Annotated in this window: 41 protein-coding genes; 12 read left to right on the forward strand and 29 right to left on the reverse strand. The window is 66.4% G+C overall.

What is annotated here, in order from left to right; genetic code table 11:
- Nucleotides 1-2: 2 nt before the first annotated feature.
- From J2N69_RS16200 to J2N69_RS16225, 6 genes are all read left to right on the forward strand, one after another.
- The gene (locus J2N69_RS16200) at nt 3-572 is read left to right on the forward strand and encodes a hypothetical protein (RefSeq protein ID WP_230901417.1); all 570 of its coding nucleotides are present in this window, start codon (nt 3-5) and stop codon (nt 570-572) included.
- Entirely contained in the window at nt 572-1,216 is a 645-nt protein-coding gene (locus tag J2N69_RS16205; protein WP_230901418.1) for a hypothetical protein, read from the forward strand. Before J2N69_RS16200 ends, J2N69_RS16205 begins: the two co-directional genes overlap by 1 nt.
- A complete protein-coding gene (locus J2N69_RS16210) occupies nt 1,213-1,845 on the forward strand; it encodes a hypothetical protein (protein WP_230901419.1) in 633 nt (210 codons plus the stop codon). Before J2N69_RS16205 ends, J2N69_RS16210 begins: the two co-directional genes overlap by 4 nt.
- A gap of 13 nt (nt 1,846-1,858) precedes the next feature.
- Nucleotides 1,859-2,149, forward strand: coding sequence for a hypothetical protein (locus J2N69_RS16215; protein ID WP_230901420.1), 291 nt, complete (start codon nt 1,859-1,861; stop codon nt 2,147-2,149).
- A 67-nt stretch (nt 2,150-2,216) separates the two neighbouring features.
- Entirely contained in the window at nt 2,217-3,215 is a 999-nt protein-coding gene (locus J2N69_RS16220) for a peptidoglycan-binding protein (RefSeq protein WP_230901421.1), read from the forward strand.
- Between the two features lie 20 nt (nt 3,216-3,235).
- Nucleotides 3,236-3,505: a hypothetical protein gene (locus tag J2N69_RS16225; RefSeq protein ID WP_230901422.1), complete on the forward strand. Its 270-nt coding sequence runs from the start codon at nt 3,236-3,238 to the stop codon at nt 3,503-3,505.
- Between the two features lie 143 nt (nt 3,506-3,648).
- Here the strand turns inward: J2N69_RS16225 and J2N69_RS16230 are convergent, their stop codons facing one another.
- The 27 genes from J2N69_RS16230 to J2N69_RS16360 all read right to left on the reverse strand — a co-directional run bounded on the left by J2N69_RS16230 (nt 3,649) and on the right by J2N69_RS16360 (nt 16,516).
- Nucleotides 3,649-3,987 (reverse strand): recombinase family protein, encoded by a 339-nt coding sequence (locus J2N69_RS16230; RefSeq protein ID WP_230901423.1) that lies wholly within the window; start codon nt 3,985-3,987, stop codon nt 3,649-3,651.
- Nucleotides 3,988-4,087: 100 nt separating this feature from the next.
- Entirely contained in the window at nt 4,088-4,261 is a 174-nt protein-coding gene (locus J2N69_RS16235; protein ID WP_230901424.1) for a hypothetical protein, read from the reverse strand.
- 2 nt (nt 4,262-4,263) lie between these two features.
- Nucleotides 4,264-4,407 carry a hypothetical protein gene (locus J2N69_RS16240; RefSeq protein WP_230901425.1) on the reverse strand — a complete coding sequence of 48 codons (144 nt, stop codon included), beginning with the start codon at nt 4,405-4,407 and terminating at the stop codon, nt 4,264-4,266.
- A gap of 4 nt (nt 4,408-4,411) precedes the next feature.
- Nucleotides 4,412-4,726, reverse strand: a complete 315-nt coding sequence (locus tag J2N69_RS16245) for a hypothetical protein (RefSeq protein WP_230901426.1) — start codon at nt 4,724-4,726, stop codon at nt 4,412-4,414.
- 2 nt (nt 4,727-4,728) lie between these two features.
- The gene (locus J2N69_RS16250) at nt 4,729-5,013 is read right to left on the reverse strand and encodes a hypothetical protein (RefSeq protein ID WP_230901427.1); all 285 of its coding nucleotides are present in this window, start codon (nt 5,011-5,013) and stop codon (nt 4,729-4,731) included.
- On the reverse strand, nt 5,010-5,693 hold the full coding sequence (locus J2N69_RS16255; protein WP_230901428.1) for a hypothetical protein: 684 nt from the start codon (nt 5,691-5,693) through the stop codon (nt 5,010-5,012). Before J2N69_RS16255 ends, J2N69_RS16250 begins: the two co-directional genes overlap by 4 nt.
- Before the next feature lie 383 nt (nt 5,694-6,076).
- Nucleotides 6,077-7,447 (reverse strand): DUF3987 domain-containing protein, encoded by a 1,371-nt coding sequence (locus J2N69_RS16260; RefSeq protein ID WP_230901429.1) that lies wholly within the window; start codon nt 7,445-7,447, stop codon nt 6,077-6,079.
- Nucleotides 7,448-7,461: 14 nt separating this feature from the next.
- Nucleotides 7,462-7,662 (reverse strand): hypothetical protein, encoded by a 201-nt coding sequence (locus J2N69_RS16265; protein WP_230901430.1) that lies wholly within the window; start codon nt 7,660-7,662, stop codon nt 7,462-7,464.
- Complete coding sequence (locus J2N69_RS16270; RefSeq protein WP_230901431.1) at nt 7,659-8,435, reverse strand: Lsr2 family DNA-binding protein; 777 nt, start codon at nt 8,433-8,435, stop codon at nt 7,659-7,661. Before J2N69_RS16270 ends, J2N69_RS16265 begins: the two co-directional genes overlap by 4 nt.
- Before the next feature lie 154 nt (nt 8,436-8,589).
- Complete coding sequence (locus J2N69_RS16275; protein ID WP_230901432.1) at nt 8,590-8,802, reverse strand: hypothetical protein; 213 nt, start codon at nt 8,800-8,802, stop codon at nt 8,590-8,592.
- A gap of 14 nt (nt 8,803-8,816) precedes the next feature.
- A complete protein-coding gene (locus tag J2N69_RS16280; protein ID WP_230901433.1) occupies nt 8,817-9,026 on the reverse strand; it encodes a hypothetical protein in 210 nt (69 codons plus the stop codon).
- Complete coding sequence (locus J2N69_RS16285) at nt 9,023-9,223, reverse strand: hypothetical protein (RefSeq protein ID WP_230901434.1); 201 nt, start codon at nt 9,221-9,223, stop codon at nt 9,023-9,025. Before J2N69_RS16285 ends, J2N69_RS16280 begins: the two co-directional genes overlap by 4 nt.
- Nucleotides 9,223-9,462, reverse strand: coding sequence for a hypothetical protein (locus tag J2N69_RS16290; protein WP_230901435.1), 240 nt, complete (start codon nt 9,460-9,462; stop codon nt 9,223-9,225). Before J2N69_RS16290 ends, J2N69_RS16285 begins: the two co-directional genes overlap by 1 nt.
- Nucleotides 9,459-9,689, reverse strand: coding sequence for a hypothetical protein (locus J2N69_RS16295; RefSeq protein WP_230901436.1), 231 nt, complete (start codon nt 9,687-9,689; stop codon nt 9,459-9,461). The genes J2N69_RS16290 and J2N69_RS16295 overlap by 4 nt, the downstream gene beginning before the upstream one ends.
- Nucleotides 9,690-9,694: 5 nt before the next feature.
- On the reverse strand, nt 9,695-10,057 hold the full coding sequence (locus J2N69_RS16300) for a hypothetical protein (RefSeq protein WP_230901437.1): 363 nt from the start codon (nt 10,055-10,057) through the stop codon (nt 9,695-9,697).
- A complete protein-coding gene (locus tag J2N69_RS16305; protein ID WP_230901438.1) occupies nt 10,054-10,380 on the reverse strand; it encodes a hypothetical protein in 327 nt (108 codons plus the stop codon). Before J2N69_RS16305 ends, J2N69_RS16300 begins: the two co-directional genes overlap by 4 nt.
- Nucleotides 10,377-10,601 carry a hypothetical protein gene (locus tag J2N69_RS16310; protein WP_230901439.1) on the reverse strand — a complete coding sequence of 75 codons (225 nt, stop codon included), beginning with the start codon at nt 10,599-10,601 and terminating at the stop codon, nt 10,377-10,379. The genes J2N69_RS16305 and J2N69_RS16310 overlap by 4 nt, the downstream gene beginning before the upstream one ends.
- A gap of 5 nt (nt 10,602-10,606) precedes the next feature.
- Nucleotides 10,607-11,122 carry an antirestriction protein ArdA gene (locus J2N69_RS16315; protein WP_230901440.1) on the reverse strand — a complete coding sequence of 172 codons (516 nt, stop codon included), beginning with the start codon at nt 11,120-11,122 and terminating at the stop codon, nt 10,607-10,609.
- Nucleotides 11,123-11,429: 307 nt separating this feature from the next.
- Complete coding sequence (locus J2N69_RS16320) at nt 11,430-11,687, reverse strand: hypothetical protein (RefSeq protein ID WP_230901441.1); 258 nt, start codon at nt 11,685-11,687, stop codon at nt 11,430-11,432.
- Nucleotides 11,684-12,046, reverse strand: coding sequence for a hypothetical protein (locus tag J2N69_RS16325; RefSeq protein WP_230901442.1), 363 nt, complete (start codon nt 12,044-12,046; stop codon nt 11,684-11,686). Before J2N69_RS16325 ends, J2N69_RS16320 begins: the two co-directional genes overlap by 4 nt.
- The gene (locus tag J2N69_RS16330) at nt 12,046-12,426 is read right to left on the reverse strand and encodes a hypothetical protein (RefSeq protein WP_230901443.1); all 381 of its coding nucleotides are present in this window, start codon (nt 12,424-12,426) and stop codon (nt 12,046-12,048) included. The genes J2N69_RS16325 and J2N69_RS16330 overlap by 1 nt, the downstream gene beginning before the upstream one ends.
- An 82-nt stretch (nt 12,427-12,508) precedes the next feature.
- Nucleotides 12,509-12,730, reverse strand: a complete 222-nt coding sequence (locus J2N69_RS16335; protein ID WP_230901444.1) for a P-loop NTPase family protein — start codon at nt 12,728-12,730, stop codon at nt 12,509-12,511.
- On the reverse strand, nt 12,727-12,990 hold the full coding sequence (locus J2N69_RS16340) for a hypothetical protein (RefSeq protein ID WP_230901445.1): 264 nt from the start codon (nt 12,988-12,990) through the stop codon (nt 12,727-12,729). The genes J2N69_RS16335 and J2N69_RS16340 overlap by 4 nt, the downstream gene beginning before the upstream one ends.
- A 2-nt stretch (nt 12,991-12,992) precedes the next feature.
- A complete protein-coding gene (locus tag J2N69_RS16345) occupies nt 12,993-13,310 on the reverse strand; it encodes a hypothetical protein (protein WP_230901446.1) in 318 nt (105 codons plus the stop codon).
- Between the two features lie 107 nt (nt 13,311-13,417).
- Nucleotides 13,418-13,774 carry a hypothetical protein gene (locus tag J2N69_RS16350; protein WP_230901447.1) on the reverse strand — a complete coding sequence of 119 codons (357 nt, stop codon included), beginning with the start codon at nt 13,772-13,774 and terminating at the stop codon, nt 13,418-13,420.
- A 1,654-nt stretch (nt 13,775-15,428) separates the two neighbouring features.
- A complete protein-coding gene (locus J2N69_RS16355; RefSeq protein ID WP_230901448.1) occupies nt 15,429-15,653 on the reverse strand; it encodes a DUF397 domain-containing protein in 225 nt (74 codons plus the stop codon).
- Nucleotides 15,650-16,516: a helix-turn-helix domain-containing protein gene (locus J2N69_RS16360; protein ID WP_230901449.1), complete on the reverse strand. Its 867-nt coding sequence runs from the start codon at nt 16,514-16,516 to the stop codon at nt 15,650-15,652. Before J2N69_RS16360 ends, J2N69_RS16355 begins: the two co-directional genes overlap by 4 nt.
- Before the next feature lie 184 nt (nt 16,517-16,700).
- Between J2N69_RS16360 and J2N69_RS16365 the strand changes: the two genes are divergently transcribed.
- The 6 genes from J2N69_RS16365 (at nt 16,701) to J2N69_RS16390 (ending at nt 20,174) form a co-directional block, all read left to right on the forward strand.
- Nucleotides 16,701-16,910 carry a hypothetical protein gene (locus tag J2N69_RS16365; RefSeq protein ID WP_230901450.1) on the forward strand — a complete coding sequence of 70 codons (210 nt, stop codon included), beginning with the start codon at nt 16,701-16,703 and terminating at the stop codon, nt 16,908-16,910.
- Entirely contained in the window at nt 16,907-17,143 is a 237-nt protein-coding gene (locus J2N69_RS16370; protein WP_230901451.1) for a hypothetical protein, read from the forward strand. Before J2N69_RS16365 ends, J2N69_RS16370 begins: the two co-directional genes overlap by 4 nt.
- Nucleotides 17,144-17,276: 133 nt before the next feature.
- Complete coding sequence (locus J2N69_RS16375) at nt 17,277-17,552, forward strand: hypothetical protein (RefSeq protein WP_230901452.1); 276 nt, start codon at nt 17,277-17,279, stop codon at nt 17,550-17,552.
- On the forward strand, nt 17,549-18,499 hold the full coding sequence (locus J2N69_RS16380; protein WP_230901453.1) for an MvdC/MvdD family ATP grasp protein: 951 nt from the start codon (nt 17,549-17,551) through the stop codon (nt 18,497-18,499). The genes J2N69_RS16375 and J2N69_RS16380 overlap by 4 nt, the downstream gene beginning before the upstream one ends.
- Nucleotides 18,496-19,641, forward strand: a complete 1,146-nt coding sequence (locus J2N69_RS16385) for a methyltransferase domain-containing protein (RefSeq protein WP_230901454.1) — start codon at nt 18,496-18,498, stop codon at nt 19,639-19,641. The genes J2N69_RS16380 and J2N69_RS16385 overlap by 4 nt, the downstream gene beginning before the upstream one ends.
- Nucleotides 19,638-20,174 (forward strand): hypothetical protein, encoded by a 537-nt coding sequence (locus tag J2N69_RS16390; protein ID WP_230901455.1) that lies wholly within the window; start codon nt 19,638-19,640, stop codon nt 20,172-20,174. The genes J2N69_RS16385 and J2N69_RS16390 overlap by 4 nt, the downstream gene beginning before the upstream one ends.
- Before the next feature lie 125 nt (nt 20,175-20,299).
- On the opposite strand, the gene J2N69_RS16395 is transcribed toward J2N69_RS16390, so the two are convergent.
- Both J2N69_RS16395 and J2N69_RS16400 read right to left on the reverse strand, forming a co-directional pair.
- Nucleotides 20,300-21,106, reverse strand: coding sequence for a hypothetical protein (locus J2N69_RS16395; protein ID WP_230901456.1), 807 nt, complete (start codon nt 21,104-21,106; stop codon nt 20,300-20,302).
- Nucleotides 21,107-21,356: 250 nt separating this feature from the next.
- Nucleotides 21,357-23,099 carry a recombinase family protein gene (locus J2N69_RS16400; protein WP_230901457.1) on the reverse strand — a complete coding sequence of 581 codons (1,743 nt, stop codon included), beginning with the start codon at nt 23,097-23,099 and terminating at the stop codon, nt 21,357-21,359.
- Nucleotides 23,100-23,146 lie beyond the last annotated feature (47 nt).

Genomic DNA, 23,146 nt, shown 5'->3' on the forward strand with positions numbered 1-23,146 from the left:
TGGTGGACATCAAGACCTGGGCCAACGGGGAGCTGATCGCCCCGGCCGACATGAAGAAGTACGTCAGCGACGCCCTGAAGGGCTTCCTCGAACCGCCGGCCTGCCGCCGCACCATGGCCAACGCAGGCAGCGAGCAGCTAGCCCCCGGCTGGCACGTCGTGAAGCTCGAACGGCCCGGCAGCGGGTACGGCGCCGGCCACTCCTACGACACCACGGGCGGCCTCATGTCGAAGGAGCAGACCAAGATCCACGCTCCCATCGACGGCCTCTACGAGGTGTCCGCCGGGCTCATCATCCGGGCCGTATCCGGCTCCCTGCCGTACGTCGTGGGCTCGGTCAACAAGAACGCGAGCACCGGGGGCACCATCGGCGCGACAGGGTTCCTGCGCTTCGGCCACGGCCGCGCCACCGCTGGCGAGAAGGTCGGCGCAGGAAGCACAACCATCCCGCTCAAGGCAGGCGAGTACATCGCCATGGCCTTCAACGCAGACGCCGCCGCGTACGTCGGCGAAGGCGCGTACGCACAGATGATCTCGCACCTCGAACTTCGGTGGATAGGAGTGATGCCCTGATGGCAACCCCTCTCGTCCACATCTGGCGTCAGCGCGAGGTCGTCACCGCGGAGACGATGAACAGGTACCTGCGCGACGTGCACAAGTTCCTCTACAACCCGCCGGCCTGCCGGGTCTCGTTCCGGCAGCGCGGCACCCACTCCAACTCCAACCCGGCGGACGCAGTCGACCGGGGCAAGTGGCTCCCGTTCAACAAGTGGACCACCATCCCCATGTACGAGCCGGGCAAGGGCCCGCGCCCCACCGAGGAGTACGACACGACCGGCGGCGCGATGATCAAACCCACGGGAAGCGTCCTGTGGCGCCTCACGGCCCCCGAGGACGGCCTTTACTCCGTGACCTTCGGCGGGATCATCGAGACCAACGGCCAGCCGAACAACGTCCACTTCCGCCTCGGCCGCAACCAGCTCGTGGACGGCGACTGGACCTCGGGCTACGCCCCGTTCGCCTCGCACTGCCCCGGCGCCGTGCAGCACGCCTCGTACGCCAGCCGCTACGACGCCTCCATCCACACCACGATCCAGCTCAAGGCCGGCGAGACCGTGTCGGCCGGGGGCGTCGCGGACAAGGACTTCATCCTCGGACGAGCCGACATGCCGAACCGCTCGTTCCTCGAACTGCGCTGGGTGGGGAGGTACCCGTGAGCATTCCCGCCATCGAGTCCTGGACTCCCCGCGAGCTGGACGACGCCACGAAGATGAACAAGCGCGTGAGCGACGTGCACCGGTTCCTCCAGAACCCGCCCGCAGCCCGCGTGGTGGGCATGTCCCGCTCGGACATGCCCGGCACCGGATACTCCGTGCTCCCGTTCTACCCGATCGGCGACGCGAGCACCGGGGCCTACTCGTACGAGACCTGGACCGGCATGGTGCCCCGGTTCAAGGCCGACTGGACCATGCAGAAGGACACCGCCTGGCAGCTCGTCGCCCCTATCGACGGCCGGTACCGGATCACGCTGAACGGCGCCTGGAACACGAACACGGAACTCCAGGACGGCCGACACGGCATGTGGGTGGGCATCGGCGTCAACCCCAAGGCCGGCACGGGCCAGGCGATCGTGGACGCGGCGGTCGACGCCTTCTCACCGCCGCAGTCGACCGGCTACACGCTCTGCGGCGGCCACACGACCACCGTGAAGCTGCGCGCGGGCGACAAGGTCCAGTTCGCCGCCCGAGCGTTGACCGCCTCCGTTTTCGGCTGGGCTCGCGAGGACGTAACCGCTCAGTACAAGTGGGGATCTTTCGCAGAAATCCGGTGGATCGGATCACATTAGAAGGGGGGTACCCATGGACACTTTCCAGGTCCTCAGCCTGCTGTTCGGCACCGGCGGCGCCGCCTCCCTGGTCGCGTTCTTCAAGCTCTGGTTCGAGCGCAAGGACGCGTTCGACACCGCCCGACGCGAGCACATCGAAGACCTCGCCCGCTGGCGAGGCGCACTCCAGGACTCGGTCCACGAACTCCAGGCGCTCGTCGAGTACTACCGCCACATGAGCGCGGACTACGCGTGGCAGCTCCGCCAGAACGGCATCGAACCGCACACGACCGCCGTCGAGCCTGCGCCCCGCACGACCGAGTAGTACCGGCTCCACAAACGATGCGGCCCCCTCCGAGGGGCCTTTTTTCATGCCCGAAAGGGGGCACAGCATGAGTCAGGTTTCCAAGGTTCTGTCCGTCGCGAAGGGTGAGGTCGGCTACCGCGCCGAGCGCGCTCCGGGCGAGCGCCCGTCCGGCCACCAGAAGTACAGCCCCCAGGTCCCCGGCCTGGAGTGGTCGCAGTACCAGCCGTGGTGCGCGACGTGGGTCTCGTGGGTCGCGATGAAGGCTGGCGTGGCCAACCTCTTCCCCCGCACCGCGAGCGTCTGGACCGCGATGAGCTGGTTCAAGCAGCGCGGCCGGTGGAGCGCCTACCCGGCCGTGGGCGCGCAGGTGATCTACGGCGCGAGCGGCAGCACGCACACCGGCATCTGCTACGCGTACGACGAGACGTACATCTACACCTACGAGGGCAACACCTCGACCACCAACGACGCCAACGGCAACGGCGTGATGAAGCGGCAGCGCCGTCGTCGGGACGCCTACGTCCACGGGTACGGACTGCCCTCGTACGCCGAGGGCATCGTCACCGCGGACCCCTCGAAGAAGGGCCGGGCGGGCTTCACCTACCGGGCCGCGGCCTCCGGGCCGGTGACCGGCACGACCCCCACAAAGCCGTCGCGTGGCAAGCAGGTGATCGTGAAGGCCGGCCAGTCCCTGGCCACGATCGCTGCGGCGGCCGGCGTGTCCCTCGCGACCGTGATCGGGCTGAACCCGCAGATCAAGAACCCGAACGTGATCCACCCCGGTGACAAGGTCACCGTGCCGGACAAGACACCGGCCAAGCCGGCGCCCAAGCCGCAGCCGAAGGTCCCCTCGTTTCCCGGCGCCGCGAAGTTCAAGCCGGGCCAGGTGAACGAGCACGTCACGCAGCTCGGCGAGGCCCTGGTGCGCAAGGGCTACGGGCGCTTCTACGCGATCGGCCCCGGCCCGCGCTGGACGAACGCAGACCGCAACGCGGTGCGCGCCTTCCAGCGGGCGCAGGGCTGGTCCGGGTCCTCAGCTGATGGCTACCCCGGCCCGGTGACCTGGGCCCGCCTCATGAAGTAATGAACTATTAGGAGTCCCCCATGACCTTTCTGCGTGCTCACGCTGTCCGCATCGTCGCGGTCCTCGCGGCCCTGGTGCCGCTGCTGGTCGTCCGCTTCCCCGAGATCGACTGGTACGGCCTGGTGGCCGTCGTCGGTGCCCTGCTGGGTGTGGGTGAAGTCGCTCAGCGGGTGGAGGATGGCAAGACCCGTGCGGCCCTGCACGAGACCTCGCCGTACGACGAGCTGGCGATGCTGCACCAGCAGCTCGCCGCGTACGAGAAGAATCATTCACCGGCTTCCGGGCGGTAGGGGTACCGCTCGGGGGATGAGAAAGCGCCCCGTGAGTGAATGAATCATTGACGCCGTGTCCATGCCATTCACTGGGCAAAAGAGAAGGCCCCCGGCCGTCCCTTCGTGGGACAGCCGGGGGCCTTTTCGTCGTTCCGTGGCGGTCAGTCGTCCAGCGCTCCCGTGCGCTCCAGTCGTCCACCGACCTGGGCAAGTCGGTCACTCCAGCGCTGGTACACGTCCAGTCGGCGGCTGATCCGATGGTGGTCTTCGACCGCGACGACGCGCGCCTCGCCGTGCTGGACGCGTGCGATCAGCTCGTCAAGGCCGGCCTCGTTCCCACCTGCGCCCGGCACCAGGATGTCTTCCACCCAGCCGACGATCAGGTGTCCGGTGCGCTGCGCCCAGCCCTCGATGTTCCTTCGCTGATCCTCGGACTCGGACAGGACGTGTGGCGTGTTGACGCGCACGTACCCGATGGCGGGCGTTAGCTCCTTGCTCATCCCATACCTTCTGCTGCGATCCGGTTCCACTTGCTCACGAGCGAGGAGAAGCGGCCCTGCACCAAGTGCGCGGGCCGCCTCTTCGGCATGTCAGTCGGCTTCAACTTCCGCCGCTCATCCAGGTGTTGCGCCTCTCGGCCCGCTCACGAGCCATCGCGGCGTGCTGGTCACACCTGGGGATCGTCGTACCGGTGCCGCTCGTGCTCTCGCGGTACGTGACCTCCCCGGCGCATCCACCGTGCCGGGAGTCCAGGCATACCAGCTCTTCGATCATGGTCACTCCTCTATCTGCTCCGAGGGATCTCCCGAACCCTCGCTCTCAGCCCGGCGCGCAGCCGCAGCCGCGGCCCGGCGGGCGACGTCACGCCGCTCCTCCTCGACGGCGAACAGCTCGATCACCTGGGCCGCGAAGGTCTGCATCGCCTCACTCACCCGCTTCACCGCCCTTCGCCCACTGCTCCACGATGTCGTTCTTGACCGTGACCGTGACCTGAACCCGGCCGCCGTCATCGACCTTCACGTGCGCCTCTTCGCCCAGGTCGACCAAGCCCAAGACCACCTTGGCGATCCCGGCCTCGTCCTGCCGGTCCACGAAGAAGTCGACCAAGGTCCGAGTCACGCCGGCCCCGACCACGGTGACGCTGGACGACGCCGCCACACCGGCCTGCTGCACGAAGTCGTTCGCCCACCCCTCGGCGGCCTGCTTCATCGGGTCGACGAATTCTTCCGTCTCGTTCATCACTACTCCGCTCCACCCTCGAAGACCTTGTTCCCCAGCTCGATCTCCACCGCGATCCAGTTCTCGACGTGCACGAACAGGTGCGCCACCCCGAGGTCCTTGTCCAGCAGCCGCATCGCCACTGCGGACGCCTCGAACCGCTGCCGCCGGTCGAAGAGGAACTGGATGCTGCTCCTGCCCTCCACGTCAGCATCGCGACGGCGGACCAAGGGCACGTACTCCACCCCGGCTTCGGCGGCGAACATCCGGCCCCACTCTTCAGCCGCCGTATCCATGTCCGTGCTCACTGAGCCTCCACTTCCTTGATCGGGATGAACCTGTCCTCGGCGAGGTAGCCCACCAGCTCCCCGGTCCGCACGTGATGCACGGGCTTCCCGAGGTCGCGATCCACAGTAACTTCGGGGTCCGACACCTTGGCAGAACTTGACACCTCGGCTGGCTCGCCCGAATCCGGCTCGGGCTCCACCGACCGTGCCGGCAGCCACCAGACCTGCGTCTGGAGCGTGGCCACCAGGAGCACGTCCCCGGTGTCCACGTCGTAAATCTCGTACCGGTGATCCTCGGTGGCGCGCACACCGGCCAGTACGACGGGCTCGCCCGGCTCGGTCGAGCGCTTCCCGCCCTTCCCGCCGAAGTGGAACCGCACGCTGTCGGTGGCCACCCGGACGCCGGGCACCATGCGCAGCTCGGAGTTCTGCCACTCCTTGGGCTCCTCGGCCTTCCTGACCGAGCCTGCCTCGGGGAAGAGGGTCACCCACGTCGACCGCTCCTCGGGGCTCGTCCCGGCCAGGCCGACGAACAGGCGCACGGCGTCGGTGCGCGTTCCGTTGCGCTGGGCCTTGACCGTCTTCGGTTCGGCAAGCAGCGTGCCGGTCCGCGTGACCTTGTGGCCGCGGGTGTCGACTCCCTCGGCCGTCACGTAGTCGTTGACCCGCAGCTCGGCGAGCTGTTCTCGCAGGTCGTCCATCTTCTTCGCTCTCCTCCTTCGAGGGGTTTGGTTCACCTCGTGCTCCGGTATGGCGTCCAGGACGCACAAGGCGGGGGCGTGGACGGCGCCCGTGCACACATCGCAGTCGCAGTCGTGGCAGCACAGGCGGCACGTCAGTTCGTCGCAGTACGGGTCCGGCCCGTGCCAGTGGTGGGGATCGGGCTCGTCGCAATTCCATGCCTCACAGGAACGATCAAGGTCTTTCGGGTAGAGCAGGTGCTCACGGAGGCCGGGCAGCCCGTGGGCGAGCGGTACACCAAGGCAGGGGTGAGACGCCGACCGGGCCGCCTCCTCGGTGAGGAACGCGGCCCGGCACCTGGTGCACTGGAGCCGCCCTTCCGGGCGGCGCCGTACGGTGTGCTTCACAGCAGCGCGACGAACGGGTTGGCGCTCACGGTCGCGGCGGCCGGCTGCGGGATGACGACCTTCTTGGGGGCCGTCTTCTTCGGTGCGGCCTTCGGCTTCGGGTCGGCGACGAGCGTCAGTGCGGGCCGCTCCGGCGCCGAGTCCTTGGTCTCCTGGGCCTTCGTGTCCTCGGTGACCAGGCGGTAGATCGTCGGCTTCGGCCCGCTGGTGCTCGACTTGCCCTTGAAGTACTCGACATCGTCGAGCTGGTCGACGGTCTCCTTCAGCCCGGCCGCGTTGGTGTGGGCCTGGAGCGAGCGCAGCAGCAGCGTGGACGTGCACTCGCCCCCGTGCCGCTTCAGCACCTCCCGGATCATGTCCGGCAGGCTCTTCACCCTGACCTGGCTCCCGTCGTGCGCCTCGGTGACCAGCTTCTCGACGCTGTTGATCGAGTACTGGACGAAGGCCCACGCAGCCTGGAGCGCCTTCTTGCTGATGCGGGTCTTCATCTCCGAGGCCGCGAGGACGGCGGCCACCCGCAGCACCTGCTCCGCCGTGCGCTCGAAGTACACCCCGATGTGCTCGGGGGTGTTGGCCATCTTCCCGAGCATGACCGCGCGGATCTCGTCGAAGGCGCCGTACGCCTCCTTCGCGAGCTGGATGGCACGCGGCTTGGCCTTCGCCCACCGGTACGCCTCCGCCAGCCGGAGGTCGGCCTTGATCCCGGACCGCTTGCCGTACGGCAGCATCTTGGACTGCTCGACCAGGACCGGCAGGAGCCTGTTGTACGAGCCGCCGAGGGCGGCCGTGGCGGACACGAACGATGCCCATTCGCCCGGAGTGATGTGGCAGTGGAAGCCGAGCAACGGGCGCTCGACCCTCTGGACCTCGCCGGTTCCGTCCTTGCCCTTGGTGCGGTTCTGGATCTCGCCCCCGTCCCAGGCCGTCCGGAGCTTCTGGTCGAAGGTGGGGCAGCGCTTCGCCCGCTTCAGGATCTCCGCCCACTCCTCCTCGATGATCAGGGCCCGGCTGTCCGGCCCGTCCTCACTGCCCATCGAGGCCAGCTCGATGCCGTAGAGGTTGCTGACCAGGGAGGGGCCGGAGGAGACGCCGGAGACGATGCGGGTGGAGAAGAAGCCGTCGAAGGGCGGGCCCATCAGCGCGCGGGCGTTCCGGTACGCGGTGCCCTTGCAGCCGATACCCGAGCGGCCGGCGAGCACGGTCCAGACGGCGATGGGTCGGCCGTCCTCTGTGGTGACGTGGCCGTTGATGGCGGCCGAGAAGAGACTGAGGGTGGCGGCGTAGATGCCGACCGGGTCGGCTTCGGTGACCGGCATGACCTTCTCGACGGCCTCGCCGATCGGCCCGTACTTCATGCTTTCGAACATGGTCGTCGTTCCTCTCACTCCGTGCAGTTCTGGGCTCGGGGGTCGTTGGCGTGGGCGGGGCAGACCATCTGGCCGGTGGCGGGGTCGTAGCCCGCGTCGCAGCCTTCGCAGACGAGTCGTTCGCAGACGGGGCAGTCGCCGTACGCGATGCCCAGCTCGTCCAGGTCTTCGTGGCAGACCGCGCAGACGCGGGCGGGGTAGAACTCAGTGATCACTCGGCCACCACCACCGGCAGCTCCTCCTGGCCCGCGGTGGCGTGCCGGTACGCCTCCCGCACGTGAGCGGGGATGGCACCCCTCGCCTTCACCTCGAAGCCGTTCTCCTTGGCCCACGCGCGGATCTTCTGGTTCTCGGTCTGCTCGGGGGGCGTCTGCGCCTGGACCAGGCGCCGGATCTCGGCGTCCTCCTTCGCCTTGCGCTCCTTGGCCCACTCGACGCGGGACTCGGACAGGCGGCGGTTCTTCTCCTCGCGCCACCGGTCCTCGGCCTCTGCCTGCGCCTTGAGGTCTGCGGCGGTCTTCTTCGGCGTCATGGTCTGGACGACCCGGAGGTCATCCACCGAGGGATAGGCGAGCCCTTCGAGGTCGCCCGAGCGCAAGGCCAGGGCCAGGGCGCTCGGTGCCGTCGCGTCGAAGGCGGGCGTGCCGTGCTCGCGTGCCTCGGCGACCTTGTGCTGTGCGGGCCGCAGGCCGCAGACGATGACGGCGGTGTCCTCCTGGACGTGGCCGGCGATCCGGTAGCCCAGGTTCTCGATGAGGGTCCGTGCGGTCTCGTGGTCGTATCCGGGGACCTCGCCCGTGACGACGACCGTGGGGCGCGGCGCCACCGGCTCAGCCTCCCCGGTGTCCTGGAAGAGGTCGGCGAGATAGCCCTCGAACCGCTCGGCGTGGACCTGGCACAGGTCCCACACCCTCGTCCCGACCGCGATGATCGAGACCGCCTCGACCTCCTCGTCCTTCACCTTGCATCCCTTGCAAAGCGTGTCCATGTCGTTGCTCCCTTTCTGTCGAGCACCCATGGCGAGGGGCCAGGCCCGTGGGCCTGGCCCCCGCCAAAGGCACCCGCGTGTGCGCGGGCATGAAGAAAGCGGCCCGTCGATGACGGCCGCTCGGCTGGTGTTGCTGTTCAGTTGTGGGTGGGGGCTACCGCTGCTCGACCGTCCAGCGCTTCCGCTTCCGGTCCCAGGCGGTTCGCGGGCCGCCGCCCCAGTTGCCCGCGTAGACGTACGGCGCGGACCACCAGTCGGTCTCCGGACCCTTCCGGTCGCCGAACATCACGTTCAGACCGGCGTCCTCCAGGGCGTTCAGCGCATCGGCGAGCTGGGCCCACAGCGCGTCGTTCGTGGGGGTGGTCATGGTTGGTTCCTCTTTCAGTACTTGGTGTAGGTCTCGGATCGGCCGAGGTAGCGGACGTTCGTCTGATTGAGCGTGGCGGGCGCGAGGTTCCTATGGGCCCAGGTCCACCCTGCTCCGACGGCTGCGTCCCGGCCCTTGGTGGTTCGTGTCACGTGGATACGCTGCTGGCGGTCGGAGTCCGTCCATTCGACGACGGCCCAGTGGTAGGTGTAGGTGTCGTTCATCTGTCCTCGACCTTGCGTATGGCGACGACCTCGATCCGGTCGGCTGACTCGCGCGAAGCCCCGTGGCGGATCGCCAGCATCATGGGGAAGTCCTCCAGCGGGTTGCGCCCGTCTTCCAGGACACATCGAGCCGAGCGGAGATCGGCTTCACCGGCAACCCCGTACCACACCACCCACCGCGTGATGCCTTCGGCCATCAGGCGGCCACCTCCAGCCTCTGGACGCGTCGCATGGTGACGAAGCTGTCGGACGCCCGGTGTACGAGCATCTGCGCAACGGCGTGGGGAGCGTGGTAGTTGTTGGCGAGCGTCCCGCACAGCTCGAAGACGTGGGTGATCGCCCTCAGTCGGTCGCGCGGGGTGTCGTGCAGGGCCGCCAGGCCGGCCGCCTCCGAGACCTCCCGAGCGTCCTCCATGTACCTCTTCATGCGGCTCATCGGTTGTCCTTGATCTTTCGTTCCCGGTGGGTGTGGCGGGAGTCCTCGAACTCCCAGCCGCCGTGGTCGTCGCAGTACGCGGTGCTCAGCCACCGCTTGATGCCGTACCGCTCCATGTCGATCCACCGCGTCGCCGGTTCGTCGCAGCTCCCGGCCCGGCACCCGATCCGTCCGTCTTCGAGCGTCCGGAAGTGCTGCACTTCGCTCGTGGTTGATCCCTTGCCCATGGCGGTCAGGCCCCTTCCACGGCGGGGGCGGTGCCGTCGTCGAGTGGCTGGGCGAACGGGGGCCGCCCCTTGGGCTCTGCCTCGTAGTCGGGGCTGACCTGAATCCACCCGCCGGGGATGTGGTCGAGTCGGTACGTGGGGCCCAGCTCGGTCCACTCGGTGGACCAGTCCTCGCCCTCCTCGAAGGGCATGGCGTAGGTGGTGATCGTGTCGCCGAACTGCTCGCGCCATCCCTTGAAGATCACGAACAGGTCTGCGAAGTCGTCCGCGACGACGGAGGCCCGAGCGGTCAGCGGGTGTACGTCCTCGGCGTAGTTGGGCACATCCGGGCGGCTGTGCTCGGCGAGGGCCATGATCCAGGCGGTCACGCGTAAGCCTCTTTCTGGAGGGGGTAGGAGAGGATGGCTTGGTAGGACGCGGTGACGGTGCGGGTGTAGAACCTGCGGCCCTCGCGGTTGTGCAGGCCGGGGGTGCCGATCGCGACCAGCTCGGCGATGACCCGTTTCACGAGGGCGTGAACGTCGCCCTTGTCGATCAGTGCCGCGCACTCGTCGCACGCGTTCCATCGGCCGTCGTCGAGCTGGTCGACCTTGACGCCGTTGCGCTCGATGGGGGGCAGGAAGCCTGCGGGGATGACGTAGACCCAGGCGGGCCAGGCGGACGCGCAGAAGTCGCAATTCATGCCGGTCACCGGCCGATGTAGACGAGGTCGACCCAGTGGTCCCCGGACCGGGTCTCGGTCCAGGGGCCCGCGAGGTGGTACCCCTGCTCAGCGAGGACGCGCACGGCCTCGTCGCGGGTGGCGGCCGGCCAGTCCCCGAAGGGTCCGGAGATCCCGGCCCGGATGTTCTGGATGACGGTGACTTCCTGGTCCTCGGGGGTCCAGGCGGCCTGGTAGGTGATCTCGGGCATGGCTCTCAGTCGTTGCTCAGGACGGCGACGCCGTCGTGGGTGGTGATGGTGAAGTAGGCGCCGGACACGTCCCAGTCGTGCGCGACTGCTTTCGCGAGCGACCAGCGGTACTCCTCGACGTGCGAGGGCAGGCCGCTTCCGATCCAGTCGTGCGCGAAGTCGACGAACGACTCGAAGGTGCCGCGCGAACGCTCCTGGATCTGCTCGGCGATGTCGTCGAGCGCGTAGCCCTCGCCCCTGAAGTGGGCGACCAGCTCGGGCGGGTGCTGAGTGACCAGCTCGGCGAGCTTGGCCACGTCGTCGATGCTGATGTACTCGGGCAAGTCCATGCCGAAGTTCTCGGAGTCGTGGATCGCGTAGTCCTCCGCGTCGCCGGTGGGCGAGGCGGCGAGCATGTCGGCGATCTCGGCCCGGATGTCGTCGGCGTCCTGGTCGGCGTCGATCCAGGCGCCGTGCAGCCGACCGGCGGTGTAGTCCGCGAGGCTGGCCACGTAGATGGCTGGCGTCCCAAGGTGACTCATCGTCCCGGCCCCCATCAGCCGCACAGGCGGCAGTGGCGAAGGTGCTTCTCCAGGTGCCGCGCCATGGTCCGGCGCGTGGTGAACGCGGCGGCCTGGAGGCTCCGGGCGTGCTGCGGGTTGATTCGGGAGCTGGCTCCCTCTTCGTCGCGGTCTGCCCAACCGGTGTACTTCGAGTGGATCTGCTGGAATCGGGCACAGCGGTGCCGCATCGGGTTGTCCTTCCGTGGTGTTCGGGCGGTCCTGTCACGGCTGACAGGCCATGCAGAGGGCCGCCCACCAGGCGGTAGGCGGCCCGAGGCAAAGCGCGTCAGTGCGGGGTCTTGATCAGTCGTCGAAGGGTGGCGATCATCTTGCGGGCGTCGTTCGTCGTGATCTCCAGGGAGGCCCTGGACTCCACGTGCGCACCGCCGCCATCGAGGGAGTCAGTGATCCACACGAGTTCGAGGCCGTCGCGGTCGCCCTGGATCTCCAGGGTGTGGCGCAGGTAGCCCCCGGCGCGTACCCAGAACTCACGTTCCGTGCCGTCCGGTTGGTCCTCCGGGAAGTAGGCGTCCGGCTTCTTCACGCGGCCACCCCCTCGAACTCCTTCAGCAGATCGCGCAGCAGGAGTTGAGCGTCGAAAGCCTGGTCCGTCTGGACTTCGTCCATGCGGTCGGTCTCCGGGCCGTCGTCGGCCAGGTTGTCCGCCGGGTCGTACGACGGGACCTCTTCGCGGAGCGTCGCCAGCCACTCGGCCTCGTGCTGCCGTATCCGCTTCACGGCGTCCCGCAGCAGGCGGGCGGCGACTTCCTCGGGGCACTCGTGCCGCTCGTTCTCGCAGTGCCCGCAGTAGACCTCTTTGCCCCCGTCGTCGTAGTCGCTCGGGTAGGCGTGAAGATCCATCTTGCAGCCGTTGCAGAGGACGCGGCCAAACTGGTCGACCATTACTCGCCCTCGCCCTTCAGGAACGCCTCAAGCTGGGGCAGGCCGCGCGAGCGGAAATCTGCGGTGAGTTCGTCGGCCGCCGCGTCTATCGCGCCCTGCTCCAGCTCCGCCCACTCCTCCTCGACTTCCTCGGTGAAGTGCATGGCGCCTGCGGCAAGGATGATGCGGGGGTCCATGCCATTCAGGCGGGCGAGGTGGAAGAGGTTGGCCAGGAGGTCGCCCGCGACCTCTCGAAGCGCCCACTCCTCCATCGTGAGCGTGTCGGAGAAGTACTCCTCTCCCTTCTGTCCGGTCTCCTGCCCGAACGCCTTCAGGGCGGTCATTGCCCACTGGGCTCGGGCCTGGTTTGCTCCGGCCGCGCCGTCCGCGTAGATGTCCATGAGATTTCCTTTCAGTCGTGCTGGGTTTGTAGGGGGCGGGGGCCGGTGCGTATCCACCACACACCGGCCGAGAAAGCAGGGGTCAGGAGTTCCAGTGCCACCAGGTGCGCATCTCGTCGAGCGAGGTTCCCTGGCTTTTCGCTACGTCGTGCATCGTCGCTTCGGGCTCCTCCAGCCGCTTACGCAGCGCGGCTATGAGGATGTCGATTGCGTCGGATTCGGGGCTGTCGCCGAAGAAGCGGAGTTCATACTTGACGAGGCTCGCGGCATCTTCTACGCGTTCGATGAGTTCTTCGCTGGTCACTTGTGCTCCTTCAGGTATTCCTCAACGTGTTCATCGGTGCCCCAGTAGGCGACTGCCTTATTGGGGATCTGGAAGACGACCGGGGCCCGGTGATCGGTGACCGCGTCGCGTAGCCGAGCCACGTCCGCCCACCCCATGACTTCGATAAAGTCCGTCCCGCGCGCCAGGGTGGGAAATTCCACATCTGTCCATTGGGAACATGAGCCGTGGAGGAGTCCGCCGGACTGCCGCACCACGTTCGCCATTTGCAGGGAGTCCACGGCTATACCTCCACGCTTTCCAGTTGGGCGAGGATCTTGTGTCCGATGCTCACGAGCTGGTCTGTGTAGCGGTGACCGGCGACATTCATGGCGCCAATCCAGTGCAGTTCACTGCCCCGAAACCACACGGTGCCGGTCTCGCGGTCTTCGGCGATTGCCAGCCACGCATCCCGCAGAAGGTCGATCTCTCGCGGGTATGTCGAGCGCTCACGCTGAATCAGAATCATTGCGGCGAGGGTCGACCACTCGTCATCAGTGAGGGTGATCCCGTATTCCTTGCTGGCTTTGAGCCGGAGAGGCTTAGTCGCCTGCTCACCCATCGGCGGGTTTCCTTTCGTCGTTCGGGTGGGTGTCTGGTCGAGTGACCAGCCATAGCCGGGCCCGGTGCGTATCCACCCCGCGCCGGTCCCGACTAAAGCTGTCCACGTCACAGGGAAATGACTTCAGCGTTCGTCACGTCATAGATGGCGAGCTGGGATTCGAGGCGCCCCATTGCTTCCGCCTCCGCCCGGCCCTGGACGTTCACGGACACATCCAGGTAGACGTAATCGCCGTCGATCCACGCGCCGTAGTAAAGGGCGTCAGTCGTCTTCATTCGGGCCCGGTAGTCGCTCATGTACTGCTCAAGAGCGGTAGGCGTGAATCGGGCCACGGGCAGCATTCGTTCCGCCCCGGCCACGCTCACCATGTAGCCAGCCACGGGCGCCGGAGTTCCGGGGCGGTAGGTCATCCCTCCCGAGGACAGAATGTCGGCGTACAGGGACTCAAGGGTGTTGGTCTGCATTGCTGTGTTCCTCTCTCGCGTTACCGCGATCAACTTTTGTGGGAAAAAAGGGGCTACCGACAGGTGGTAGCGATGGGCCGGACCGTGTTACCGGCCGCGTGCGTCTTGCAGTAGTGGAGGCGTGCGCCACCCTTGGCGGCCTGCCACACAAAGGCGGCAGTGTTCGGGCAGTACCACGACGCACATCGCCACTTGCTCAGGGCGACCATTCGAGTTCTCCTATCTCTTGCGTGCCCCGCAATAGGGCATCGTGTCTCTATCCGGTATCGCACCTGAAAGCCGCTCACATCGGCAGACAGAGACTCCGGGGCTCACACGCTTAAGGCCGTGCATTGCGTCGTTGCCCTTGGCTTTGACGCCACACGCCGGACGCATGGTGTTACCCCTCATGAATTCACAACGTGCCTACGTCTGCGCTTTCCGTCGCCCTAGGGCCGATTGCACGTCACTCTCGCACGTTGTCTTGAAAGCTCCACGCCGCATCACTCCGTAACTTGCCCTTTCACGCTCGCTCTAGGTCTTACTCGCACCCTCTCTAGCGCTTCCTGGCCTACTGCCTACAACCTGCCCCGTAAGGGCTTGGGAGGCTTATTCGAACCCTGCCGCTAGATGCTGGCCTAGAGAACCGTGTGCCGTTCCCGTAGCTGCGTCACGCTCGATTCCGATTGAGCTTTCGCATTTGCCGTTCACTGTTCAGTTAACAAGTCGTCCAGCACTGCCTTTGTACTCACCCCTAGGGGCTTTCCTCTGGGTGCCTGCCCCGTTGGGCTGACATGGAGAACATTACCGCAATCAACTTCGGATGCAAAACGGGGAACGCACCACACACACCGGCCAGTACACGCAAGAGAGAAAGAACGTGCGCGCGTTGCACGTGAATCTATGACGAGTCAATACCCCTCGATGTGATGTTACCTACACCAACTTTGGGTGTTATTTGCTGTGGGTAGCGACGGGCTCACTACGCGCTTATGCGGTCACCCCTGTTAGTGACCCGCCTATGTCCTATACGTTATGCACCTGTGACCTCCAGACACCGTTACCGCTCCCAACTCGCGCCCACACCACGAGCGGCCCCGACAGCGGTGTGACGTAACACACATGAGCGCAGGCAACGATTCATTCACTCAACGAGACTGAGGCATTACCCAGCGGAATGAATATTCGAATAGGCGCACAATAGATATTCCGGCGAATGCCCCTGCGGATACCTCTCCGCGCATGAATGAATGAACGATTGCACGCACACACGCAATACGGGGGGTAATACCTTTATGATTCTGAGCAGGACCCACCGGGGGTGCCTTCCTCGGACCAGGTACGGGTATGAACCGTTCGAGGGTCTGTGCGCCCGCCTGGCGCCATGCCGGCCTCCCGGCCTCCTTCGCCCCCGATCTGGGGCTCAAACGCCTCTCAGAACGGCTCTCAGGCTGTTTTCGCGGCTCTGTCGGCGCTCTCGAACCGTTCATCGCGGCCGATGAATGAACTATTCGGTGATTGCAGTCACATTTTGGGGCGTGAGCGTGACGGAACGGGGTGCGATAACAGGTACATTATTTGTGCCGGGGGTTATATACCCTCCAGCAACGCCAAAGGCCCCCTCCCGAGAGAGGGGGCCCGTGACGAAAGCCAGTTTGGGTGCTGCGTAGAGGGTTCAGGGGAGCAGAAGGTTCCTCTGGCCGGCCTGAACGCTCTTGGTGAAGACCGCGTAGTCGTCCTGGGAGATGATCAGCACCTTGGCGTCGGGGTCGCCCACGTCCACGGAATCGCGGAGAGCCACGACACCGTCAACGAAAGCGATCTCCAGGCAGTTGTTGCCCCCGTTGGACATGTCGCTCTTGACCCACACGGCATTGCTGAGGTCGACGTTCTTCTTCATGTGTAGCAGTCCTTGATCAATTCGCGGATGAAGCGACGGGTCGCTTGTTCATCGAGGGCCTGTGTCCGGAGGGTATCGAGAGCCGACCGGTACCGGTCCACATCTCCATCTTCCTCCAGGTACAGGGAGGTTGTCTTCGTCTCGACGAGGGCAACTGGCGGCCCTGCCGGGAAGTGTAGAAGCTGGAACGGGCCATCGATGCCCGCGTGGGCGCCGGCCGAGAAGGGCAACACCTGTATGGCCACGTGGGTGTACTCCTCGCTCACCTCCAGCAGCCGTTCGAGCTGTGCCTTCATGACCTCCGGTCCGCCGACAACCCGACGCAGCGCCGCCTCGTCCAGGATGCACCACAGGTTGAGGGGCGTCTCGCGGGTCAAGGCAGCCTGTCGAGCCATGCGCAGCTCCACGAAGCGATTCGCTTCTCGCTTCGAGGACCAGACCTGGCTCCTCTCCACGATGGAGGCCGCGTACTCCCGCGTCTGAAGCAGCCCCGGCACGACGGTCAGGAGCGATTCGGTCTTGGAGGCCATCCCTTCGAGGTTCAGGTACTCCTCGAACTCGTCGGTCTGGATCGCTTCCCGAAACTCGTCGATCAGGTTGGTGCGCTTCCCCGAGGCCGCGAGCACTGCCATGGCCTTGACCTTGGCCCGGACATCCTCGGGCACCTCGTAGACCTGGAAGAAGGCCGTCAGGCCCAGCCCGGAGACCCGCTGCTTCCCGTTCTCGATCTTGCTCAGCGCAGGCTTGCCGGACAGTCCAAGCCGCTCCGCGGCCTCCTCCATGCCCAGGCCGGCGTTCCTCCGGAGCGAACGGAGTGCGGAGCCGAAGCGCCGTCGATGGACGTTCGGTCGTGCTTCTGCCATGGCCACCTCCTTCGGTGCCGCAGCGTACCGCGCGCACTGTTGTTGGCATATGCCAGTTTCGACAGGAGCAACGTTTCTTGAGCAACGCGGTTGCTAGAAACGTTTCTCATCGGGAGTATGTCTCTCAGCGGCTCCACCAAGAGACCTATGCGCAAGGGAAGTTGCTTCAGAGAGCGAGTCCCCCATGGCCAGCAGAGAGATCAAGCCCAGCCCCGAGCGTGCAGCCGAGCTGGTCTTCACCGACCTGACGCGCTCCTTCGGAGGCATACAGGTCCACCCCGATGGGCTGGAGCTGGTGAAGACCGGCAGCGACGAGTGGCACGTCAACCTCGGGTCGATTCCTCTGCACCAGGCCGCCAAGATCGCCCGGATCTTGAAGGCGGCGCGGCCATGACTCTCAACCAGCTCGGAGACGTTGTGAGGGACATCAACCGATGCCAGACCGGCGAAGTGATCGCCGTGAACGGGGACGTGCTGACGGTTGCCCGCCCGTCCGGCTACGAGTGGGAAGCGAAGGACCACCACTGCCGGCCAGCGGACCCGTACGAGATGCAGACCTTCCAGACGAGCCGCGAACTGTGCGCCAAGGGCCTCGGCAGTGCGCACGAAGGCTCGGTGTCTTCCTGATTTCCGGTGCCATGGGGTTCCTTCTCGCCCTCGGCTGGATCTCGGAGATCCCTACCCCCTGACCCCTCACCAGCGTTGAGTCCCAGCGCCCGTGAGGTGAAGTGCCCTATCCGATCGACCGAAGGAGTTCGCAGTGCAGCTCGTTGCCCCCCTGCCCCTCCAGGGGCACGCCCCGGTGGCCGACAGGCCCTCCGGGACGCGGCCGTACGCCGTGGCCGGCGCCCGGTTCCAGCCGGTCACCACCGTGCGGCGTGAGACCCCCGTCTACAACCCCCTGACCCAGACGGCCGCCATGCCGGACGGTACGCCGCTCACGGCCATGGCGACCTCGCAGAAGACCAACCCGGACGGCGACCCGAAGAACCCGCCGCCGCACGACGAGGGCCAGGACCCTGGGGTCTTCGAGTGACGAACACCGTCCTGGTGGTGGATGGCCCCTTCGAGGCGGGGACAGACCTCGTCGTGGAGGGGCTGTCCGCAGCCAACGTTCCCGTCTTCCGCATGGACACGCGAGACTTCCCCAGCGAGCTGGAGCTGAACACGCGTATCGAGGATGGCCGTTGGGTCGGCACGCTGGCGAACCGGCACCGCAGCGTCGAGCTGTCCGACATCAAGGCCGTCTACTGGAACCGCCCGCGGCTCTTCGACTTCCCCGAGCTGTCCGCCTCCGACGCGCACTGGGCGCGCGGCGCCGCTCGCATCGGCTTCGGCGGTGTCATCACGGGCCTCGACGCCCGGTGGATGAATCACCCGGCCAAGGCTTCTGCCGCCGAGTTCAAGCCGCGGCAGCTCCAGGTGGCCAAGTCGGTCGGGCTCCGCACCCCCCGCACCCTGATCACCAACCGTTCCGAGGCCGTCGTCCAGTTCGCCAAGGGCATCGACGGCCCCCTGATCACCAAGCCGCTCGGCACCCCCTACATCACGCACAGCCAGGGCGGCGAGTCGATGTACACGCGCGTGGTGGACCTCGAAGCGCTTCACGGGGTTGAGGTGACCGCTCACCTCTTCCAGGAACAGATCCCCAAGGACTACGAGGTCCGCCTGATCTACGTCGACAACACGTGCCACAGTGTCCGGATCGACGCCGGCAGCACCCTGTCTCGTATCGACTGGCGCTCTGACTACGACGCGTTGGAATACTCGTTCGTCCGTACCCCTTGCTCGGTAGCTACGTCCGTCCGCTCCTACATGGGTGCCATGGGGCTGACGTACGCCGCGTTCGACTTCATCGTCCACGACGACACGTGGACGTTCCTGGAGGCGAATCCCTCGGGGCAGTGGGCATGGATGGACTCAGACGCGATCCCCCTTGCTTCCTCTATCTACCGCACCCTGGAGGATTGGTGCAGCCGATGACCTGGAACCCCCTCGCCAGCAACCTCGCCGAGTCCCTGAAGCAGAGCGGTGACCTCACCACCGGCCACTGGGCCAGGGCCTTCGAGGAGACCCCTCGGCACGCGTTCGTCTCGGATTACTTCCAGAGCCAGGGCGGAACCCCCACGCGGTGGAAGAAGGTCACCGTCGACGATGGGGAAGAGTGGCTGCGCCCGATCTACACCAACGCCACCCTGGTGACCCATCTCGACCCGGCCAAGCAGGAAGAGGGCGGTCTCTGGACGGGCACCCCCACCTCGTCCAGCACGCAGCCCAGCCTCACCGCGCGGATGCTCGAAGCTCTCGACATCGACCCGAAGGACAGGGTCCTGGACGCGGGCACCGGCACCGGCTATCAGGCTGCGCTGATCTGCCACCGCCTCAACAGCAGCCACCAGCTCGTCACCGCGGACATCGATCCCGCGCTCACCACCACGGCCAAGAACTCCCTGTCCGGCCTGGGCTACGAGCCCGACATCATCACCGCAGACATCACGGCCTGGCGGTGGAAGGGCACCTTCGACAAGGTGATCGTCACCTGCGCGATCCCCAGCATCACGCCCAGCCTCCGCAAGGCAGTGGAACCGGGTGGCCGGCTGGTCGCCAACCTCTTCCCACCCATGTCGAGCGCGCTGGTCGTCCTCGACGCACAGCCGAACGGCACCCTCGAAGGCCGGTTCCATCCTGATGGCGGGAGCTTCATGCCGGCCCGGCCGGACAAGGCCAACGCGCGGTCGACTCGGGACGCTGAACCGCAGGAGGGCGGTTCCACCGAGGTCCCGCTCGAAGCGTTCGACAGCTACCACTTCAACTTCCTGCTCGCGGCGCTCATGCCGGGCGTGCAGCTCCAGTACGGATACGAGGAGGAGGGCGAGGGCACCCTGCGTCGGCTGGTCGCCCCGGACGGGTCCTGGGCGGAAGGCGTGTACCAGGCTCACAAGCGGCCTCGGTTCGAGGAGTGCGGCAAGCGCGGCATCTGGTCGACTGTCGAGGACATGTGGGCCTGGTACGCCGAGAACAGCCACCCCCGGTGGGAGCGGTTCGGCCTCACGGTGTCGCCGGACGGTGCCCACCGCCTGTGGTTCGAGTCCCCTGACGGCACCTCCTGGGGGCTGCCGGTATGACCGGGGCCGAGGTGCAGCTCCCGGCGTCCCTGGACAACCTGCGGGACATCGCCTCCACCTTCGGCCGGCTCGGTCGCAGCCGAGTCCTGGAAAGCCACCTGGAGCAGGCCACGAGGAACGCCGGCCCGGCGATGGTGGCCGAACTGCGGGCTCGCGGCCTCTGGGGCGACCTGTGCGGGGCGGACAAGGCTGCGGTCCTGTGGGCCGCCGCGGACAGTGCGGAACTCGACCTCGAATCGCCGGAGGGTAGGGCCAAGCTCCCCGAGCTGGCGAGGACGGTCGAGTTCGTCGCCCTGTTGTGCGGCGTCGCACCGCCGTTCACCACCGAGGACCGGACGACCGGTCTCCAGTTCACGCGGCAGTTGGTTGCGCGCCTCAAGGCTTTACCGGCCGGGTGGCGTGAGGAAGTGCTGCGCCGTGTCGTGATGGGCGATGTCGGCCTCCACCAGGCGGTGAACAGCGCCGAGGAGGCCCTGATGGTCCTTCGCACCCGTTGGAATATCGACTGGAGTATCGACGTGCCGGCCGCGTGACCCCCCGTACCGAGACGCCCCGCCTGTTCCCCTCCTGCCCTCGCCTGCGGGCGGGGTGTCTCATCCCCTCCCCGTGAATGAATCATTGTGGGCGGCCCCCTCCATTCCGAGGGGGCCGCTCTTCGTCATGCCGCTGACGCGGCCTCCTCAGTGGCCTCCTTCACCGTCTGGTCGACGGTCGTCTCGGCCACTTTGTCCACCTGCTCGGCGCTGTAGACCTCGGCAGTCTTCGTGACGGGCTCCGGGGCGTCCGGGGCTACCACGATGGTCTGGACGGTCGTGGGGTTGGAGGCCGAAGCGGTGCTCGGGTCCTCGACTGTCAGCAGCACCTCGATACCGTCCTGCGCGGCCGGCTCGTCCGTGAAGGCGGCGAACACGCCGAGGAGGCCGCCGGAGTCCTTCTGCTTGGCCGGGTCCAGGATGGCGTGGACGACGAGGGTTCCGTCCTGGGCCAGGAAGGCGTCCACGGCGTCCGGGTCGACGGACTTCTTCTTCACGTCGAAGACGATGGGCTTCGCCCAGTCGGGCAGGTACTTGCTCGATCCGGGGATGAGCTTGTCCACCGAGTCACCGATGAGGGACTTCTTCTTCTCCTCCTTCTTCTCCTTCTCCGCCTCTGGCTTCTTCGGCTTCTTCGGCTCGTCAGACTCCTCCGCGTCCTCACCGCCCTTCGGCTTCGGGGTGCACTCCTTGTCGCCCGCGACGCCTCGGCGCGGTCTGTCGCTGTTGCGCTGCTGCTTCGACGGCTTCTTGGGCGGGGGGTTGCCGGAGTCCGGCTCTCCACCGTGCATCTCGTGTGCGCTCGCGGCGTTGTGGTCAACGGAACCTGCGACTTCGCGGGGGACCTCGTTGCCGTTGGCGGTCTCGGTCGCCGGGTGTGGGGCTGTTATCGGCGCGGGCTTCTGCTCCGCGTGGGCCGCTCGATCGTGCATTCCTCCCACGATGGCGACGGGTATGGACACCGCGATCATCGAGTATCCGAGTACAGCTCCGAGCGGCACGGACTTCAGCGCGGACAGGCGCACGGCTTCCCCCTAGAAGCGGAGCGAATAGTTCCGCGAACATCCAAACACGCGTTCTAGGCGATCTTGGCGCGGGTCGGCGCGATGTGACTCACAGGTAACTTAATGAGCAAAAGGGAACCCCCGACGCATCCACCGCGTCGGGGGCCCTGGGGGTTCGTCAGGCAGCCTTCTCGGCGGCCTCGCGCTCTTCGCGCTCCTTCTTGTACTTGTCCAAGCGGTCCTGGAGCACCTTGGGCAGCTCGGCCGACCCGTAGGTCTTCTCCATCTGCTCGCGGAACTCGGGGTCGTCCAGCAGGTGGGGCGAGGCCCAGTGCTGGGGGACGTTCCAGCCGTGCCACAGCCAGTCGACCTGCTCGGGCATGACGAGCTTCAGTTCCTCGGCGATGCGGCCGATCTCTCCGAGGTCTAGGACGGCTCCGGAGCGGTTGCCGCGGGTCATGTTCGGCAGGCAGTCACGCCAGACCCACATGGTGACCTTGTACTCGCGGAGGAAGTCCCGGCGGTCGTGCTCGTCCTTCTCGGCCCAGTCCTGCGCGTACTTGCGGCCGGTGGCCTTGATCTCTGGCTTCTTGCGCTCTTCCTCGGCCTTCTTGAGGCCCTGCACCTTGCCGGAGAGGGCCTTGTGCATCCGCCAGTAGGACTCCTCCTGGCCTTCCCCGTCGTACTTGCCTTCGAGGAAGTCGGCTTCGAGCTTGGTCAGCCGGGCCTCGGCCGCTTCCAACGCCTTCTGGTTCGAGGGGCCGGCGCCGGAGCGCTCGTACATCTCCCACTGGCCCACGCTGCTGACGATGATGTCCTCGGCGACCTTGTCCAGCTCTTCGCACTCGATGTAGGCGCCCTTCGTGCAGGTGCCTCCGCGGAATCGGTTGGTGCAGCGGTAGAAGTGCTTCGACGGTGCACGGGTGCCGTCTTTCCGCTTTGCCCCCGAGGTGGGGACTCGGGCGAGGGCGGCGCCACATTCACCGCACTTCGCGACCCCGGCGAGAAGACTCTTCGCGGACCGCGTCTCGGTCTCCCCCTCTTCTTTCTCGGCGGGGGCAATGCGGTCGACGAGGTCGAACCACTCATCCATCGTGGCGTGCGGCTTCTTCGGCATGATGTACGGCTCTCCGGTGTCGTCGAGAACCGCTTCGCCCTTGTAGGTGTAGATGCCTGCGAACCAGTTGGAGCGGACCATCTTGTTGATGATCGTCGCCTGCCACATGATGCCCTTCGGCTCCTGGCCCTTGAGCACGCGCTGATGATCGCTCCAGGTGAGGATCTTCTTTTCGTTGAACTCTTTGGCGATCTTGTGGGTGGTCTGCTTCTTCTCCTTGATCCGCGTCTTAATCTCTTCGATCACCGGCCAGTAGGACTCCTCCCGGTCGATGATCTTCCGACGCTCACCTTCGACGGGAATGATCTTGTAACCGGCCGGGGCTGCGCCGACCAGCCAGGACTTGTTTTCGAGGCGGGTCTGCACGCCGTTCAGGATGCGGGCCTGGATGGTGTCCCATTCGGCCTCGGCGAATACGGCCGTGATCTGGGCCATCATCTTGCCGGGGCCGGTTGAGAGATCGAATCCCTCTTCGACGCACACGATGAATTTGCCGCGGTCCTGGCACCACTTCAGCAGTTCGTTGAAGTGGAGGGCTCGCCGCGTGAAGCGGTCGAGCTTGGAGGCAATGAGTACGTCGAACTCGTCGTAGCGGTGGTTGAGCCACCGGCCGAGCTTGGGGCGCTGGAACGGGGAGAGGCCACCGGACACGTCGGTGTCCTCGGCTTCGCCGACGATGGTGCCGGCCACGTGCGGCGCGTTGACGTAGTGGTTGATGCCCCGGCGCTGCCGGACTATCGCGGTCGACTCGTCGGAGTCGGAGGACAGTCGGAGACACGCCAGGTAGCGGAGGTTGGGTTGCATGATCGCCACCCTAAGACACGCGTGCCTAGTGAATCCACTTGACCTTG

Source organism: Streptomyces huasconensis (assembly GCF_021028635.1).
Lineage (GTDB): Bacteria > Actinomycetota > Actinomycetes > Streptomycetales > Streptomycetaceae > Streptomyces > Streptomyces huasconensis.

Bases quoted from the DNA above. Each gene is read 5' to 3' on its own strand.
- J2N69_RS16205 (WP_230901418.1), top strand. From the start codon at position 572: ATGGCAACCCCTCTCGTCCACATCTGGCGTCAGCGCGAGGTCGTCACC.
- J2N69_RS16215 (WP_230901420.1), top strand. From the start codon at position 1,859: ATGGACACTTTCCAGGTCCTCAGCCTGCTGTTCGGCACCGGCGGCGCC.
- J2N69_RS16220 (WP_230901421.1), top strand. From the start codon at position 2,217: ATGAGTCAGGTTTCCAAGGTTCTGTCCGTCGCGAAGGGTGAGGTCGGC.
- J2N69_RS16225 (WP_230901422.1), top strand. From the start codon at position 3,236: ATGACCTTTCTGCGTGCTCACGCTGTCCGCATCGTCGCGGTCCTCGCG.
- J2N69_RS16230 (WP_230901423.1), bottom strand. From the start codon at position 3,987: ATGAGCAAGGAGCTAACGCCCGCCATCGGGTACGTGCGCGTCAACACG.
- J2N69_RS16235 (WP_230901424.1), bottom strand. From the start codon at position 4,261: ATGATCGAAGAGCTGGTATGCCTGGACTCCCGGCACGGTGGATGCGCC.
- J2N69_RS16240 (WP_230901425.1), bottom strand. From the start codon at position 4,407: ATGCAGACCTTCGCGGCCCAGGTGATCGAGCTGTTCGCCGTCGAGGAG.
- J2N69_RS16245 (WP_230901426.1), bottom strand. From the start codon at position 4,726: ATGAACGAGACGGAAGAATTCGTCGACCCGATGAAGCAGGCCGCCGAG.
- J2N69_RS16255 (WP_230901428.1), bottom strand. From the start codon at position 5,693: ATGGACGACCTGCGAGAACAGCTCGCCGAGCTGCGGGTCAACGACTAC.
- J2N69_RS16260 (WP_230901429.1), bottom strand. From the start codon at position 7,447: ATGTTCGAAAGCATGAAGTACGGGCCGATCGGCGAGGCCGTCGAGAAG.
- J2N69_RS16270 (WP_230901431.1), bottom strand. From the start codon at position 8,435: ATGGACACGCTTTGCAAGGGATGCAAGGTGAAGGACGAGGAGGTCGAG.
- J2N69_RS16275 (WP_230901432.1), bottom strand. From the start codon at position 8,802: ATGACCACCCCCACGAACGACGCGCTGTGGGCCCAGCTCGCCGATGCG.
- J2N69_RS16280 (WP_230901433.1), bottom strand. From the start codon at position 9,026: ATGAACGACACCTACACCTACCACTGGGCCGTCGTCGAATGGACGGAC.
- J2N69_RS16285 (WP_230901434.1), bottom strand. From the start codon at position 9,223: ATGGCCGAAGGCATCACGCGGTGGGTGGTGTGGTACGGGGTTGCCGGT.
- J2N69_RS16290 (WP_230901435.1), bottom strand. From the start codon at position 9,462: ATGAGCCGCATGAAGAGGTACATGGAGGACGCTCGGGAGGTCTCGGAG.
- J2N69_RS16295 (WP_230901436.1), bottom strand. From the start codon at position 9,689: ATGGGCAAGGGATCAACCACGAGCGAAGTGCAGCACTTCCGGACGCTC.
- J2N69_RS16310 (WP_230901439.1), bottom strand. From the start codon at position 10,601: ATGCCCGAGATCACCTACCAGGCCGCCTGGACCCCCGAGGACCAGGAA.
- J2N69_RS16315 (WP_230901440.1), bottom strand. From the start codon at position 11,122: ATGAGTCACCTTGGGACGCCAGCCATCTACGTGGCCAGCCTCGCGGAC.
- J2N69_RS16325 (WP_230901442.1), bottom strand. From the start codon at position 12,046: ATGGTCGACCAGTTTGGCCGCGTCCTCTGCAACGGCTGCAAGATGGAT.
- J2N69_RS16330 (WP_230901443.1), bottom strand. From the start codon at position 12,426: ATGGACATCTACGCGGACGGCGCGGCCGGAGCAAACCAGGCCCGAGCC.
- J2N69_RS16345 (WP_230901446.1), bottom strand. From the start codon at position 13,310: ATGGGTGAGCAGGCGACTAAGCCTCTCCGGCTCAAAGCCAGCAAGGAA.
- J2N69_RS16350 (WP_230901447.1), bottom strand. From the start codon at position 13,774: ATGCAGACCAACACCCTTGAGTCCCTGTACGCCGACATTCTGTCCTCG.
- J2N69_RS16355 (WP_230901448.1), bottom strand. From the start codon at position 15,653: ATGAAGAAGAACGTCGACCTCAGCAATGCCGTGTGGGTCAAGAGCGAC.
- J2N69_RS16360 (WP_230901449.1), bottom strand. From the start codon at position 16,516: ATGGCAGAAGCACGACCGAACGTCCATCGACGGCGCTTCGGCTCCGCA.
- J2N69_RS16365 (WP_230901450.1), top strand. From the start codon at position 16,701: ATGGCCAGCAGAGAGATCAAGCCCAGCCCCGAGCGTGCAGCCGAGCTG.
- J2N69_RS16370 (WP_230901451.1), top strand. From the start codon at position 16,907: ATGACTCTCAACCAGCTCGGAGACGTTGTGAGGGACATCAACCGATGC.
- J2N69_RS16385 (WP_230901454.1), top strand. From the start codon at position 18,496: ATGACCTGGAACCCCCTCGCCAGCAACCTCGCCGAGTCCCTGAAGCAG.
- J2N69_RS16390 (WP_230901455.1), top strand. From the start codon at position 19,638: ATGACCGGGGCCGAGGTGCAGCTCCCGGCGTCCCTGGACAACCTGCGG.
- J2N69_RS16395 (WP_230901456.1), bottom strand. From the start codon at position 21,106: ATGCACGATCGAGCGGCCCACGCGGAGCAGAAGCCCGCGCCGATAACA.
- J2N69_RS16400 (WP_230901457.1), bottom strand. From the start codon at position 23,099: ATGCAACCCAACCTCCGCTACCTGGCGTGTCTCCGACTGTCCTCCGAC.